The sequence below is a fragment of the Ignavibacteria bacterium genome, assembly GCA_025612375.1.
In the GTDB taxonomy this organism is placed as follows: domain Bacteria; phylum Bacteroidota; class Ignavibacteria; order Ignavibacteriales; family SURF-24; genus JAAXKN01.
Window position 1 is genome coordinate 22,195 of record JAAXKN010000012.1, and the last position, 13,490, is coordinate 35,684.

Here is a 13,490-nt window from a genome sequence, read left to right on the forward strand (position 1 = left end):
TTGTCACATTGATCATGAATGATAATTCGGAGCTTCATCTGTAATTATAACGTCGTGGGGATGGCTTTCTCTCAGGCCCGCAAGTGACATCTTCATAAACTGGGCTTTTTCCTTCATCTCTTCAATATTCTTTGTACCGCAGTAGCCCATTGCGGCCCTAAGCCCCCCGATAAACTGATAAATGGTTTCTGAAAGAGGTCCCTTGAAAGGTACCCTGCCTTCAACACCCTCGGGCACCAGCTTCTTTATGTCCTCTTCCATATCCTGGAAGTAACGGTCGCTGCTCCCCTTTTTCATAGCTCCAAGTGAACCCATCCCCCTGTAAACTTTGAAGCTTCTTCCTTCAAACAAAACCGTATCGCCCGGAGTTTCATCAACCCCGGCAAACATGCCGCCTATCATAACTGTATCCGCTCCTGCGGCAATAGCCTTTGGAACGTCGCCGGTCTGCTTAATGCCGCCGTCGGCAATAAGCGGAATTCCCCTTTTCCCGGTCTCTTTGAAAACATTCATAACGGCCGAAATCTGCGGTACGCCTACGCCTGCAATTACGCGCGTGGTGCAGATGGATCCGGCACCTATTCCGACTTTGACAGCGTTGACGCCTGCTTCAATCAGGTCGTGTGCGGCTTCAGCCGATATGATATTGCCGGCAATAAACTGTGCATCTTTGAATTTTTTTCTCAGCTCTTTTATAGTCTTGATAACTCCTATCGAATGGCCGTGCGCTGTGTCTACAACAACCACGTCGGCTCCGGCCTTGAGGAGAGCCTCTGTTCTTTCAATCGTGTCGTGCGTTACGCCTACGGCGCCGCCGACTCTAAGGCGTCCGTGCTCATCCTTGCAGGCAAGAGGATACTTTTTCTTTTTCTGAATATCCTTGAATGTAATGAGCCCCTTTAAGAGACCGTCTTTATCCACGATCGGAAGCTTTTCAATCTTATACTGCTGGAGGATTCTTTCGGCTTTTGTAAGGTCGGTCCCAACCGGTGCGGTAATAAGGTTTTCCTTTGTCATTACGTCCCTTACCTTAAGGTTGACGTTGGGCTCGAACCTGAGGTCGCGGTTGGTCAGAATTCCAATCAGCCTTCCTGCATTGTCCACAATCGGAATACCTGAGATATGGTATTTATTCATGAGCGTAAGGGCATCGTCAACAGTCTTTTCCGAATCCAGCGTAATAGGCTTTAAGATCATTCCGCTTTCTGAGCGCTTAACGAGGTCAATTTCCTCGGCCTGGCGTTCAATGGTCATGTTCTTGTGTATAAAACCTATGCCCCCCTGTACGGCCATGGCAATTGCCATTTTAGATTCCGTAACCGTATCCATTGCGGCTGAAAGAAAAGGTATATTCAGCGTTATCTCTGGCGTAAGCTTTGCAGTTAAATCAACCTCCCTTGGCAATACAGATGATTGGGCGGGAATAAGTAATATATCATCAAAAGTTAAACCATCATTAATAACTTTATTTGTATTCATATAGTCCTCAATTTTATAAAAAAAATCCGCCTAAACAAGCGGACACCTGCAGTTTATTTATTCAAAAGCCGGTAACCCGGTTATGTCTTCCCCCACAATTAGCGTATGCATCTCGTGCGTTCCCTCGTAAGTCTTTACAGACTCCAGGTTTGCAGAATGCCTCATAACGGGATACTCATCCAGTATGCCGTTGGCCCCGAGGATTTCTCTCGAGATGCGCGCAATTTCAAGCGCCTTTTCGCAGTTGTTTCTCTTGGCAAGTGAAACATGTGTGTGTTTTAACGTGCCTTCGTCTTTCATGCGCCCCAGACGGTAATTTAAGAGCTGCGCTTTTGTAATTTCACTCAGCATATAAACCAGCTTTTCCTGCGTCATCTGGTAGGCTGCAATAGGTTTGCTGAACTGAACTCTCGACTTTGCATAATCAAGTGCCGCAGTGTAGCATGCCATCATAGCCCCAACAACGCCCCAGGCAATTCCATAGCGGGCCTGGTTTAAGCACATTAAAGCACTTTTGAGCCCTTTTGTATCCGGCAGCTTCATTTCCTCAGGAACAAAAACATCCTGGAAAATCAGTTCCGAAGTAACTGATGCCCTAAGGGAGTGCTTTCCCTTCATTTCAGGAGCGCTGAAGCCCTTGCTCCCTTTTTCAACAAGAAAACCATGTACAGCGCCGTCTAACTTGGCCCAGACAACTGCCACGTCGGCAATAGTGCCGTTTGTAATCCACATCTTGGCGCCGTTTAAGATGTAACCCCCGTCCGCTTTCTCAGCCTTGGTTACCATGCCGCCGGGGTTAGACCCGAAGTCGGGCTCCGTAAGGCCGAAACATCCTATTTTCTCTGCGCTGGCAAGTCTGGGAAGCCAATGCGATTTCTGCTCCTCGCTTCCAAAGGTAAATATTGGATACATTACCAGAGCGCTCTGCACCGATGCAAAGCTCCTTATGCCGCTGTCGCCCCTTTCGAGCTCCTGCATTACAAGGCCGTAAGCCACATTGTTCATTTCGGCACAGCCGTAGCTTTGAGGAAGTGTGGAGCCGAATAGCCCCAGTTCAGCCATTTTCGGGATGAGATGCCGCGGGAATTCACCTTTGCGGTTATATTCTTCAATTACTGGAATTATTTCACCGGACACGAACTCCCGTACAGTGTCCCTGACCAGCAGTTCATCTTCACTATAAAGACTGTCAATATTTAAATAGTCAACGCCGGTAAATTTTTCCATTTGCAGTAAAAATTTTTAAATAGTATATAAAATTATTAAATGACGTAAAGATATGCAACCTTGTTTATAAATGAAATGCAGGATTATTACCCATAAGCTTATTCCATCTCCTCATCCGTTGGCTGAAAAACCTTTTCCACAACCTGCTTGATCAGGTCATAACCGAAACCTTTCGCCAAAAGATAGGCATAAAGCCTCTGGTTGATCTTCTTTTTATCCAGATTCCTGCTCATTAACGAAGAAAGCTTCTTTTCAGCAAGCATTACGGCATTTTCAAAGTCCACCTCACTGCTTTTTACCTCCAGAACACTGTTTATGATCTCCTGCGAGACCCCGCGGGCCTTCAGCTCGGCTTTTACCTTGTTGGGTCCGAATGCTTTTTTATTGATTTTCTCTTCTGTAAACTCCCTTGCAAACTGCTCATCATCCAGGTAATGGTTATCCTTCAGCTCCTTAATGACCGAATGTATGATCTCCTTGTCGTACTTTTTGGCCGATAGCTTCCGCTCGAGCTCCTTTTCTGAGTGGATCCTCAGCCCTAAGAACCTGAAGGCCGATTCCTTTACGAAGTAGAACTGATTCTGCCTGATTAGTTTGCTGATCTCCTCTTCAGTAAGATCATCCCCTTTCCTGAGAGCGTTCTTCAGGAACACCTCGTACCTTAAGAAAAGCTTCGCCCCGTTGTCGAGAATCATCTTAACGTTATTTTTTATTTTGGCTACGCTTTCAATCTTCATAAATCCGGCCCTTACTAAAAAAAAAGGCGGCATAAGCCGCCTTATTTATTTTATCTTTTTCTTTCTTTTACCGGTCCGGCCTCGGCAAGCTCTGCCTCCTGAACCTCCGGCTCTTCAGTCTTAACCATACCGAGCTTTTTCTTTACATCCGTTAGAAGTTTCTCATAAAGCTCAGGATTCTCAATAAGCTTCTGCCTGAACTGCTCCCTTCCCTGGAAGCGGTCTTCGCCGTAAGTAAACCAGGCGCCGCCTTTTTTGACGATTCCGAAGTTTACTGCCAGATCCAGTGCATCACCGGTCTTGCTGATACCTTCGTTGTAAATAATGTCGAACTCCACCTCTTTGAACGGAGGAGCCACCTTGCTTTTTACCACTTTAACCTTGGTACGGCTTCCAACAACGTCGTTGCCTTCCTTGATTGCGGAAATTCTTCTGATGTCAAGCCTTACAGAGGCATAGAACTTCAGAGCGTTGCCGCCTGTGGTTGTCTCAGGATTGCCGAACATGACGCCTATCTTGCTTCGTAACTGGTTTGTAAAGATAACGCAGGTCTTGCTCCTTGCAATGGCGCCGGTAAGCTTTCTTAATGCCTGCGACATTAGTCGTGCCTGCATGGCCATATGAGCGTCACCCATTTCGCCTTCAATTTCAGCCCTCGGAACGAGTGCTGCAACCGAGTCGATCACAATAACATCCAGCGCATTGCTTCTGACCAGAGTATCCACTATATCAAGAGCCTGCTCACCGTAGTCCGGCTGCGAAACAAGCAGGTTCTGGATATCAACGTTCAGCTTCTGCGCATACTGTATGTCGAGTGCATGCTCGGCATCAATGAACGCAGCCAGGCCGCCGGTTTTCTGTGCCTCGGCAATTATGTGCAGACATACGGTGGTTTTTCCGGATGATTCAGGACCATAGATCTCAACTATCCTGCCTCTTGGAACACCGCCAATGCCGAGAGCGTAATCGAGTGAAATTGACCCCGTGGAAATTGCTTCCACCGGCGTTACAACCCCGTCGCCCAGCTTCATAATGGATCCCTTGCCATGCGCTTTCTCAATAGCAGCAATGGAATCGCCAAGGATCTTTAGTTTTTCATCTTTCTCACTAGCCATTTTTTCTCCGATTATGTTAAATTAAACCTTTCTATTTCCGAATAAACAGAACCACCCGGGAGAAGCTTGCTTCTCATCAGGGCTATTTCAGATGCATAAAATTTCATCTCCGGAACCCTGAAATTCCTGAATGCCGAGACAAATTCTTCGCTGAGATTTCCTTTTATACGTAAAAGCGTTATATGGGGTTTAAAGTTCCGGTTTTCCTTCTCAAAGCCGAGTAATTCCAGGTCATTATTTATATCCTTGACGAGCTCAAAAAGTGCGTTTTCAGCGCGTAATCCAAACCAAAAGATCCTCGGCATGAAAAAGCCGAAACGGTCGAACCCGAGCATAATTTTGGTATATTTTGAGGTGATTTTTGAGAGACTTTTTATCACTTTTTCGGCCTTTTCTTCCTCCGTGTCACCCAGAAATTTTAGCGTCAGATGAAGCTTCCCACGATCCTCCCATTTGTGCATCCACGCGGGGTCGGGATTAACCCTGTCCCTCATGGAGACGATCTCATTTATTGCGTCTTCCGGAAGTTTTAATGCTATAAATAGCCTATTCATCGTAAGGTATCCCGAGTAAGTGCCGCCTTAACATTTCAAGTGCCGCCTGCGAGGCCCTGTCCTTGTTTAATAGCCTGTCTTCGCTGAACTGGAATTTCTTGGCTGTGCACAGTGTCTCATTGCAGAGGCCTATGTAAACCAGGCCGACCGGCTTTTCACGCGTTGCGCCCCCGGGGCCCAAGATTCCTGTTATTGAAAGCCCTATGTCAGTTCCGCTTACAGACTTAATGCCTTCAGCCATCTGGCGCGCAACTTCCAGGCTTACAGCCCCGTACTGGGCTATAATATCCTCATTAACATTAAGAAGTTCCACCTTGGCTGCATTGCTGTATGAAATAACCGCGCGCTCGAAGTAGCTGCTTGAACCGCTGACGTTTGTAACCCTGTGGCTTACAAGGCCCCCGGTGCACGATTCCGCAATTGCTATTGTAAGCCCCCTTTCTAAAAGCAGGCGTGAGATTACCTCTTCAAGCGTATCATTTTCAATTCCGTATATATAACGCCCTACAAGTGACCGGATCTTCTGTTCTATTTCGCTTAATTTGTTTAATGCCAGGTCTTCCGTCTTATCTTCAGCTGTAATGCGCATCCTGACGCCGAACTGGCTTGGGAGGAATGCAAGTTTTGCTCCCTGCAGAAGCTCATTTAAATCCCCAAGGCGCTCAAAAAGCGTGGATTCGGCAATTCCTGTTGAAAGAAGGTTTTTAATTTTAATGCAGCTGCTGCTTCTGCGGTTCATCTTCGAAATTCCGGGTATAACCTCGCTGTCTATCATCTCCTTCATCTCGTGCGGAACGCCTGGAAGCGAGATTAAAACCTTGTTGTCCTTCTCAATCCACATACCGGGAGCCGTGCCGCGCGTGTTTCTGATGACGCGTGCAATTTTGGGTACAAGCGCCTGTGTCTCATTGATCTTTGCCATCTGGCGCCCGCGCCTTTCAAAAATTGACTTTACGTCTTCAAGTACATCAGGATTCATTTCAAGCTCTGTATTAAAGAACCTGACAATGCATTCCTTTGTAATATCGTCGTGCGTGGGACCAAGTCCACCGGTAACAATTACAATGTCGTTATTTTCAAATGCTGACTTAAATTCCCCGAGAATTGCTGATTCCTCGTCCCCAACGACTACAGTCCTGGAGACAGCGATCTGAATTTTGGTGAGTTCTTCCCCTATATATGCGGCATTTGTGTTTATGGTCTGCCCAATGAGGATTTCATCCCCAATGGTAATAATTTCAGCCTGCATAAATTCCCCTCGTTTTATCCTGTTTTGCTAAAAAAGAAAAATAATTAAATGAACAAGAATACAAGAATAAACTGCTGCTATAATATCATCAAGCATAATACCGAGACCGCCATGAAGCTTCTCGGCATTTCTGGCCGGGGATGGTTTAATTATATCAAAAATTCTCCAAATAACAAAGCTTAAAATCACATAATTAAACGTCTTCGGCACAAAGAGCAATGAAATCCACATCCCCACAACTTCATCAATTGTACACTGCGACGGATCCTTTTTCCCGTAGATGACCTCAAACCTGTCGCCGGCCTTAATCCCTATGAAAGCAAAAATAATTATCATCGGGATCAGCACGTACGGCATCTCAAAGCCCGGGATAAGGTAGTAAATAATGAGTGCAGCCAGGCTTCCGAAGGTCCCCGGCGCAAACGGGATGTAGCCGGTATAAAAGCCTGAACCAAAGAGCTTTATAAAAAAATTATTTTTCATCTGAAAAAAACCTTCCCAGGAGCTTCCTGTTTGTAAAAAGGTATGCAACACCTGTATAAATGGTAAGAATTGTTATAATAAGCATGCAGACATTAATGAGCCTTTGATCCATAAGCATCCTGAATATATGCTCATTGCCTTTATAGATCCACCCCACGGTCTGAAGCGTATATACTGCCAGAAGGTAATATATAAAAGCCATCTGAATGAATGTCTTCCATTTTGCCATATAGCTCGTCGTCATCGACTCCCCTTTCGTATCGGCATAGAGCCTGAGGAAAGTGACCATAAAGTCGCGGAAGACAATAACCACAACCATCCACATCTCCAGCACTCCAAGGAATACAAAAGCAAAGAATGCCGTCGAGGTCAGAATCTTGTCGGCCAGGGGATCCATAAACTTCCCCCAGTTCGTTATATAGTTAAACTTGCGGGCAAGCCAGCCGTCGTACCAGTCGGTAACAGCCGCAATGATAAAGACGGCAAGCGACATCTGTTTCATCAGCGGGTTGTCTGAGATGAAAAGAAAGAGGAATACCGGGGTTAGTATAATTCTCAGAACGGTCAGTTGATTTGGTAATACCATCTATTCTAAATTCCAATTACAATTAGAGACATTTTAATGGATAATCTGCTTGCTATTTCCAGGCGCAGAAAAAAAAGAGTGCTTGAGAAACTTAAAGCTCCGGCGTTTTTACCGCTGCTGTTCGGCTATTCTTCTTAATAAATCGTACTCATAAATTCCCAGCTTATGCCCGTCCTTCCAATGAACATTTATGCCGTAGTAGCCGACCATTTTGACATTCAGGACGGCTACCTGGTCATCATTGTAAATCGGAATATAATCCTTACCCTGTTTAAGCCTTTCCTCACTGCACATGGCACAGGGACATATACGCCTTAAGCTGGTAAGACGGACAGAACTCTCCGTTGAGTCCTGCCACTTTATATACAAATATTTCTTTTCTTTGATCTTAATTTGAATTGGAGCCATCTAATCTGCTATTTATTCCCTGTTAATTTATTGAGCGCCTCCAGGTACTTTTCACTCGTAACCCTGATAACATCTTCCGGAAGAGGAGGCGGAGGAGGCTGTTTATTAAACCCTATGGAAAGAAGATAATCGCGTACGAACTGCTTGTCGTAGCTCTCCTGAGTCTTTCCCTTTGAATACTTATCCAGCGGCCAGAACCTGGAGGAATCCGGTGTAAGAAGCTCATCAACTAAAATTACCTCTCCGTCATAGACGCCGAATTCCATTTTCGTGTCGGCAATTATGATCCCTTTACTAAGGGCATAATCCGATGCTGCTTTATATATTGCAACAGAGGCATTTTTTATCTTGTTATAAACATCCTCGCCTGCAATTTCCCTGGCCCTTTCATTTGTAATGTTTTCATCATGCTCACCGATTTCGGCCTTTGTAGAAGGCGTAAAAATCGGCTCCGGCAGCTTTTCCGATTCCTGCAATCCTTTCGGGAGCTCTATACCCGAAACTTTACCCGTCTTAAGGTAATCATTCCACCCGGAACCTGTAATGTATCCTCTTACTATGCACTCGATCGGGATGACCTCGGCTTTCTTAACCAGCATCGAGCGTCCTTCGAGCTCTTTGGCATAGTCCAGACATTCCTTCGGAAAATCCTTTATGTTTGTAGAAACCAGGTGGTTCGGAATGATATCTTTTGTATAGTTGAACCAGAATTCGGAAATTTTATTTAATACCTCGCCCTTGTAGGGGATGCCCTGAGACATAATCACATCAAATGCAGAAAGTCTATCGGTAACAACAAATAAGAAGTATTCACCAAGGTCGTAGATCTCTCTAACTTTCCCCTGCTTTACGAGTTTGAGATTGGGAAAATTTCCCTGAAGTAGAACATCAGTCTGCATAGGAATCCTTAATTTAAAGTGTTAATATAAAAAGCGGTTTTTGATAATTCAACCTTATATGAAATTAAATTTGGAGCACTTGTACGATTTATAAGGTGATTGTTCTTTAAGCTAAAAAGAATTAGATTATTTAAAAATACCTTAAAAATAAGCAAATAACAAAAACGGGGGCCTTAAAAATGAATAAATATCAGATTGAAGCCTTAACGGGTTCGGCATTGCTGGTAATTGCCGGATTTCTTCCGGTTGCCGCCTTAAAAGGCGGAATAATCACCTTCTTCCCCGTCTGGCATAACCTCTACCTGGATAACGGGCTGTGGAACTGGCTGGACATAGCATTCCTGGCCGTTTCATTTGCTATACTGGCACTCCTTTCTTTTTATTTTATATTGAGGAAAAAATATTCAGGACTCATATTTACCGGTGTGCTTACGCTTTTTATCAGTATAATAACCTTCATTTCCATTTTCTTTATTAAAGCCAATCTGAACACCTGGGCCGGAAGCGACACCTTAAGGCTCAGCTGGGGCTGGCTCTTCCTCCTTGCAGGCTCCGTTCTGCTCATCATAGCCGGCAGCTCCAACAGAAAAAAAATTTAATACCTATTGTTAAAAGCGAGGCCTCTGCCCAGGCCTCCTCCCCGTCGAACCTCATTCCGTTGAATCCGCCGCGGTGGAAACGTCGAACCTTGCACCCGCTTTTTCGGTATTGCATTAGAACCCGATTCTTGATAATGTGATTTGAAGCACAATTCCCGCAGTTTGCAGTACCGGAAATATTAAAACAAATATATTACCAAAATGAAGATAAGCTTTTTATCTGTAATTTTTATTTTTACATATACACTTTCAGCCGGCTTTGCCGGATGCAAAAGTGAAAGCAAAAGAACCATATTTATAATGGATACGCTTAGGACGCACCACAAGCGGTCAATTGAAGAAGTGATGAATGCCCACACCGATGAACTCATGTCTATTCCGGATGTCAACGGCGTATATATTGGCGAACTGGAGAACGGACAGGAGTGCATTACAGTCCTGGTCTCAAAGAAAACAGAGCTGCACAAAAAGAAAATCCCCAGGAAAATTGAAGGCTACCCGGTTATAATAGAGGAGACCGGTGAAATCCGCCCCTTAATGGAAAAGCATGAAACCTGAATAGAAAGGGAACCTTTATGGCTCCCCGTCCTTCTTAAGCTTTCCGGCAAATATCTGCCTGAACTTTCCTATTTTCGGCGTTATAACAAACGTGCAGTAAGGCTGCGCGGGATTGTGGTTGTAATAATTCTGATGATACTCCTCTGCCTTATAGAATTCCTTTGCAGGAGCGATCTCTGTAACTATCGGATCATCAAATATTTTCTCAGCCTCAAGTTTATTTTTATATTCTTCGGCTTTGCGCTTTTGTTCATCGTTATGATAGAAAATAACCGATCTATACTGCGGACCTGCGTCTGCCCCCTGGCGGTTTAAGGTTGTGGGATCGTGGGTTTTGAAGAAAACCTCCAGCAGTTCATCAAATGAAATTTTCTTTGGATCGAATGTAATGCGGCTTACTTCGGCGTGGCCTGTTCTCCCGGAACAAACCTCCAGATAGGATGGGTCCTTAACCGTTCCGCCCGAGTAACCGCTTTCAACACTAATGACACCTTCAAGCCTCTGAAACACCGCTTCCGTACACCAGAAGCATCCTTCACCGAACGTAGCAACTTCATAATTATCCTGAGAATTCATCACTACCCTGCTTTCTTTCTGAGTTTGAGTTTATCCTGAGACAGCCATTTAGAAATTTAAGGCTGATTAGTTCAGTATAATAATTGGCCGATATAATTTCATCTACTCACCTTCTTTTTGCACAGGGTCCTAAAAAAGGAACTACTGCACCCTTAAATGTGTATGCCCGGAGTGGCTCCGGAATTCAGGAGCGTACATGCACTGTATTTCGGCAATTCCATTTGAAAATGTCCCGTTATAGGTAACCTTAAGAGGATACTCAAAAACATATGTCCCTTTTGGAAGCCGGTCCAAAAAGAAGTTTGTGGATGCATCTTTAGTTGCCTCATAGTATTGGAGCCCGTCTTGGTACCTGACACAGGAAAGCACATTTAAGGGTTCCAGGCCTGAGGCCCTCATGTCCTTAATGTGTACAAACTCCATATCCCGGTCCGTTTTTATGATAAGCCTGACTTTAAGCTCGTCTCCCGCTTTCAATCGCGTTGTGTCTGTTACCCGGACGGCTTTATTAACACCGGTTTTAAGCAGCAGTTCCTTATGGATGCTGAGAGCAGTTCATCATTTTATAAATATTTTCAGCATAATATTTCTGGTACACCCTTCCCAGAGCAGCTTTAATGATATTGCTTTCAGGGAAGCTGAAGAAATGTCAGACCGGCCAGGGATTTATAACTCATGGTAATATAGTTGGAAAGTTATAAAACGGTGTTGATTAATCGGATCCTGCTTTTTAAGGAACCTGAGTGCAAAGTAAAAATTGGTTTTTAAAGAAGCACTGAAAAAATGGAGTCTTTTTTACCCTTTCGGTGTGTTGCCTTTGTTGTTCTTTGCCTTCAGGACGTATTTAAGCAGAAGCTCCCTGGCCTGCTTTGATCCCAGTAGATCTGCCCTGACCCAATCCGAGAAAGCTGAACGGGTCTGCCCCATTTCATGGCGCAGCATACCGCGTAAAAGATAAAGCTGCGGATTCCTAGGCTCAAATATAATTGCCTTTGTAAAATCCGCCAAGGCTTCACGGTTCTTCCCCGACTTCTGATTTGCAAGTGCCCTGTTGTAATATGCCACGGGATTCCGATGGCTGTATTCAATCGACTTTGAATAATCCGCTATTGCGTCCGCCAGTTCATTTAATTCGGATGCCGTAATTCCCCTCTGCAGATAGGCCTGCGAAAACTTGGGATGGAACTCAATTGCGTTTGTATAATCCAGGACGGCACCCGCCAAGTCTCCCGCGTCCTGTTTCAATTTTGCCCTGTAGAAAAACCCCCTGGCATAGTTTAACCTGCTGTCGGGAAGAGTCTCTGTAATTATCCTTTTAATTTCATTATGCTCAGGCAGCTCAAAGGTTGCTCCCTGCTCGAATATAGCCGGATCAAAAGCATCAGCGGCATTATTTTCCCTCCCCTCCGGTATTTCACTATCTGAAGCTTCAGCCACACTGCCTGCCAGCTTCTCAGACGTCTCTTCCGCCTTATCAATATATTTAGCCAACTCACTTTCATCAAAAATGTCTTCGCTATACTGCAAGAGCATATTAATTTCTTCATCAGAATCCCCGGGCTCTGCCGGATCGCATTTATTTCCTACCTTTTCCTGTTTTTCAGGCCTTGTTATTTCTTCAGCCTTAAAACCTGTCTTATCCTTGCCGGGAGCATCCTCACCCTTTGCCTGATTATTCACGGGGCGGCCTTTAGAATAATCTTCTGCCTTTTTTTCATCTGTTATTCCAGTCAATTCCTGAAGAAGCTCCTTCTCAATTTCCATACTCATCAGTTTGCTGAAATCATCTTCAGAAGCTTGTTCCTCAAAGACATTTTCTTTAGAGGCATCCTCTTCTTCATCTCCAGAATCATACTTCTCTGATGAAGCTTCACTTTCTTCTTCCTCAACGGGAGTAAGCGAAGAAAACTCATCCTTTTCAGATTCAAATGCAAGAGGTTTCATGAATCCTTCCTCTTCAATCTCATTTTCTGCTCCTTGGAACTGCCTTTCCTCAGCTTCATCAGAAGAAAGGGCTTTAAAGGATTCATTCTTCAGTACTGCGCGCTTTGGCTTTTCTGGCGCTGCGTCTTCGCCTCCGGCCTGTTTAGTCTTAACAACCTTTATTTTCCTGACAGTGAAGAGCGGATAAAGCTTTGGATCTATTTCAACAGATTTCAGGAAGTCCCCTTGCGCTCCCTCTGGGTCGCCCAGCCTGTTTTTTGCAATTCCCCTGTTCATGTATGCCTTTGCATAAACAGGATGAATTTCAATGGCTTTTGAAAAGTCGAGGTTTGCTCCCTGGTTATCGTCGATTTTTAATCTTGATAACCCCCTGTTATAAAATGCCTGGTGGAAATTACTGCGGATTGCAATAGCCTGCGTGAAGTCTCCTATGGCTGCATGGTACCTGGTGGAGCTATAGTTTTGAATTCCGCTTCTGAAAAAGCTTACTGCATCCGGTGCCTTGGGTGCGTCAGTTTTACCCTTAGATACAATTCTACTCTTTCTGCGGCCAAGCTTTGAAAAAAAAGAGACAATTAAGTTTAGAAGCTTCACTCTATAGACTCCGGGTAAAAAATAATTTATATTAAACTCATCTGCCCAAAAGAACCATAAGCGTAATACTGCAGCCTATGAATGTCATATTAGCGGCAAAACCAGATTTTGAGAAACCTGGGGTATGGCATTTTAGACAACAATTGCTTTTGAACCTGCAATATATTTCAAATAAATGAAAAATTAAATAGCGATCTTCCTGGCAAAAAAAGCAGGAGACCTTGGCTGAAAAATATGTCATTAATTGGATTTCGAATCCTGTGCTTTTATTTCTTCATCCGGCGTGTATTCAAGAATATCCCCGGGCTGGCATTTAAGCACACTGCAGATGGCATCCAGTGTTGAAAACCTGATGGCTTTCGCTTTCTCTGTTTTCAGTATGGAAAGATTTGCCATTGTAATGCCTACCCTGTCTGCCAGCTCAGTCAGCGACATTTTTCTTTTTGCCATCATTACGTCAAGATTTACTCTTATTGCCATAT

16 protein-coding genes are annotated in these 13,490 nt (G+C 44.4%); 2 read left to right on the forward strand and 14 right to left on the reverse strand.

The window, feature by feature from the left end; translation table 11 throughout:
• Positions 1 to 12 precede the first annotated feature (12 nt).
• The 10 genes from guaB to HF312_09775 all read right to left on the reverse strand — a co-directional run bounded on the left by guaB (position 13) and on the right by HF312_09775 (position 8,737).
• Positions 13 to 1,479, reverse strand: coding sequence for an IMP dehydrogenase (guaB, locus tag HF312_09730; protein MCU7520481.1), 1,467 nt, complete (start codon positions 1,477 to 1,479; stop codon positions 13 to 15).
• A 57-nt stretch (positions 1,480 to 1,536) separates the two neighbouring features.
• The gene (locus HF312_09735; GenBank protein MCU7520482.1) at positions 1,537 to 2,706 is read right to left on the reverse strand and encodes an acyl-CoA dehydrogenase; all 1,170 of its coding nucleotides are present in this window, start codon (positions 2,704 to 2,706) and stop codon (positions 1,537 to 1,539) included.
• A gap of 98 nt (positions 2,707 to 2,804) precedes the next feature.
• The gene (locus HF312_09740; protein MCU7520483.1) at positions 2,805 to 3,443 is read right to left on the reverse strand and encodes a regulatory protein RecX; all 639 of its coding nucleotides are present in this window, start codon (positions 3,441 to 3,443) and stop codon (positions 2,805 to 2,807) included.
• Between the two features lie 50 nt (positions 3,444 to 3,493).
• Entirely contained in the window at positions 3,494 to 4,558 is a 1,065-nt protein-coding gene (gene recA / locus HF312_09745; protein ID MCU7520484.1) for a recombinase RecA, read from the reverse strand.
• Positions 4,559 to 4,569: 11 nt separating this feature from the next.
• The gene (thpR, locus tag HF312_09750) at positions 4,570 to 5,112 is read right to left on the reverse strand and encodes an RNA 2',3'-cyclic phosphodiesterase (GenBank protein MCU7520485.1); all 543 of its coding nucleotides are present in this window, start codon (positions 5,110 to 5,112) and stop codon (positions 4,570 to 4,572) included.
• On the reverse strand, positions 5,105 to 6,361 hold the full coding sequence (locus HF312_09755) for a competence/damage-inducible protein A (GenBank protein MCU7520486.1): 1,257 nt from the start codon (positions 6,359 to 6,361) through the stop codon (positions 5,105 to 5,107). The genes thpR and HF312_09755 overlap by 8 nt, the downstream gene beginning before the upstream one ends.
• Before the next feature lie 27 nt (positions 6,362 to 6,388).
• Positions 6,389 to 6,844, reverse strand: coding sequence for a phosphatidylglycerophosphatase A (locus HF312_09760; protein MCU7520487.1), 456 nt, complete (start codon positions 6,842 to 6,844; stop codon positions 6,389 to 6,391).
• The gene (gene pgsA, locus HF312_09765) at positions 6,834 to 7,430 is read right to left on the reverse strand and encodes a CDP-diacylglycerol--glycerol-3-phosphate 3-phosphatidyltransferase (GenBank protein MCU7520488.1); all 597 of its coding nucleotides are present in this window, start codon (positions 7,428 to 7,430) and stop codon (positions 6,834 to 6,836) included. The genes HF312_09760 and pgsA overlap by 11 nt, the downstream gene beginning before the upstream one ends.
• A gap of 108 nt (positions 7,431 to 7,538) precedes the next feature.
• On the reverse strand, positions 7,539 to 7,838 hold the full coding sequence (locus HF312_09770; GenBank protein ID MCU7520489.1) for a DUF971 domain-containing protein: 300 nt from the start codon (positions 7,836 to 7,838) through the stop codon (positions 7,539 to 7,541).
• A gap of 8 nt (positions 7,839 to 7,846) precedes the next feature.
• A complete protein-coding gene (locus HF312_09775; protein MCU7520490.1) occupies positions 7,847 to 8,737 on the reverse strand; it encodes a phosphoribosylaminoimidazolesuccinocarboxamide synthase in 891 nt (296 codons plus the stop codon).
• Between the two features lie 179 nt (positions 8,738 to 8,916).
• Between HF312_09775 and HF312_09780 the strand changes: the two genes are divergently transcribed.
• Positions 8,917 to 9,336 (forward strand): hypothetical protein, encoded by a 420-nt coding sequence (locus HF312_09780; GenBank protein MCU7520491.1) that lies wholly within the window; start codon positions 8,917 to 8,919, stop codon positions 9,334 to 9,336.
• Positions 9,337 to 9,537: 201 nt separating this feature from the next.
• Entirely contained in the window at positions 9,538 to 9,894 is a 357-nt protein-coding gene (locus HF312_09785; protein MCU7520492.1) for a hypothetical protein, read from the forward strand.
• Positions 9,895 to 9,909: 15 nt separating this feature from the next.
• On the opposite strand, the gene msrA is transcribed toward HF312_09785, so the two are convergent.
• The 4 genes from msrA to HF312_09805 form a co-directional block, all read right to left on the reverse strand.
• Positions 9,910 to 10,470: a peptide-methionine (S)-S-oxide reductase MsrA gene (gene msrA / locus HF312_09790; protein MCU7520493.1), complete on the reverse strand. Its 561-nt coding sequence runs from the start codon at positions 10,468 to 10,470 to the stop codon at positions 9,910 to 9,912.
• A 141-nt stretch (positions 10,471 to 10,611) separates the two neighbouring features.
• Positions 10,612 to 11,013 (reverse strand): hypothetical protein, encoded by a 402-nt coding sequence (locus HF312_09795; GenBank protein MCU7520494.1) that lies wholly within the window; start codon positions 11,011 to 11,013, stop codon positions 10,612 to 10,614.
• 252 nt (positions 11,014 to 11,265) lie between these two features.
• The gene (locus HF312_09800; GenBank protein MCU7520495.1) at positions 11,266 to 13,008 is read right to left on the reverse strand and encodes a tetratricopeptide repeat protein; all 1,743 of its coding nucleotides are present in this window, start codon (positions 13,006 to 13,008) and stop codon (positions 11,266 to 11,268) included.
• A gap of 240 nt (positions 13,009 to 13,248) precedes the next feature.
• Complete coding sequence (locus HF312_09805; protein MCU7520496.1) at positions 13,249 to 13,488, reverse strand: helix-turn-helix transcriptional regulator; 240 nt, start codon at positions 13,486 to 13,488, stop codon at positions 13,249 to 13,251.
• Positions 13,489 to 13,490 lie beyond the last annotated feature (2 nt).

Excerpts from the sequence above, each read along its gene's own strand:
- guaB (MCU7520481.1), bottom strand. The coding sequence starts at position 1,479 with ATGAATACAAATAAAGTTATTAATGATGGTTTAACTTTTGATGATATA.
- HF312_09735 (MCU7520482.1), bottom strand. The coding sequence starts at position 2,706 with ATGGAAAAATTTACCGGCGTTGACTATTTAAATATTGACAGTCTTTAT.
- HF312_09740 (MCU7520483.1), bottom strand. The coding sequence starts at position 3,443 with ATGAAGATTGAAAGCGTAGCCAAAATAAAAAATAACGTTAAGATGATT.
- recA (MCU7520484.1), bottom strand. The coding sequence starts at position 4,558 with ATGGCTAGTGAGAAAGATGAAAAACTAAAGATCCTTGGCGATTCCATT.
- thpR (MCU7520485.1), bottom strand. The coding sequence starts at position 5,112 with ATGAATAGGCTATTTATAGCATTAAAACTTCCGGAAGACGCAATAAAT.
- HF312_09755 (MCU7520486.1), bottom strand. The coding sequence starts at position 6,361 with ATGCAGGCTGAAATTATTACCATTGGGGATGAAATCCTCATTGGGCAG.
- HF312_09760 (MCU7520487.1), bottom strand. The coding sequence starts at position 6,844 with ATGAAAAATAATTTTTTTATAAAGCTCTTTGGTTCAGGCTTTTATACC.
- pgsA (MCU7520488.1), bottom strand. The coding sequence starts at position 7,430 with ATGGTATTACCAAATCAACTGACCGTTCTGAGAATTATACTAACCCCG.
- HF312_09770 (MCU7520489.1), bottom strand. The coding sequence starts at position 7,838 with ATGGCTCCAATTCAAATTAAGATCAAAGAAAAGAAATATTTGTATATA.
- HF312_09775 (MCU7520490.1), bottom strand. The coding sequence starts at position 8,737 with ATGCAGACTGATGTTCTACTTCAGGGAAATTTTCCCAATCTCAAACTC.
- HF312_09780 (MCU7520491.1), top strand. The coding sequence starts at position 8,917 with ATGAATAAATATCAGATTGAAGCCTTAACGGGTTCGGCATTGCTGGTA.
- HF312_09785 (MCU7520492.1), top strand. The coding sequence starts at position 9,538 with ATGAAGATAAGCTTTTTATCTGTAATTTTTATTTTTACATATACACTT.
- msrA (MCU7520493.1), bottom strand. The coding sequence starts at position 10,470 with ATGAATTCTCAGGATAATTATGAAGTTGCTACGTTCGGTGAAGGATGC.
- HF312_09805 (MCU7520496.1), bottom strand. The coding sequence starts at position 13,488 with ATGGCAATAAGAGTAAATCTTGACGTAATGATGGCAAAAAGAAAAATG.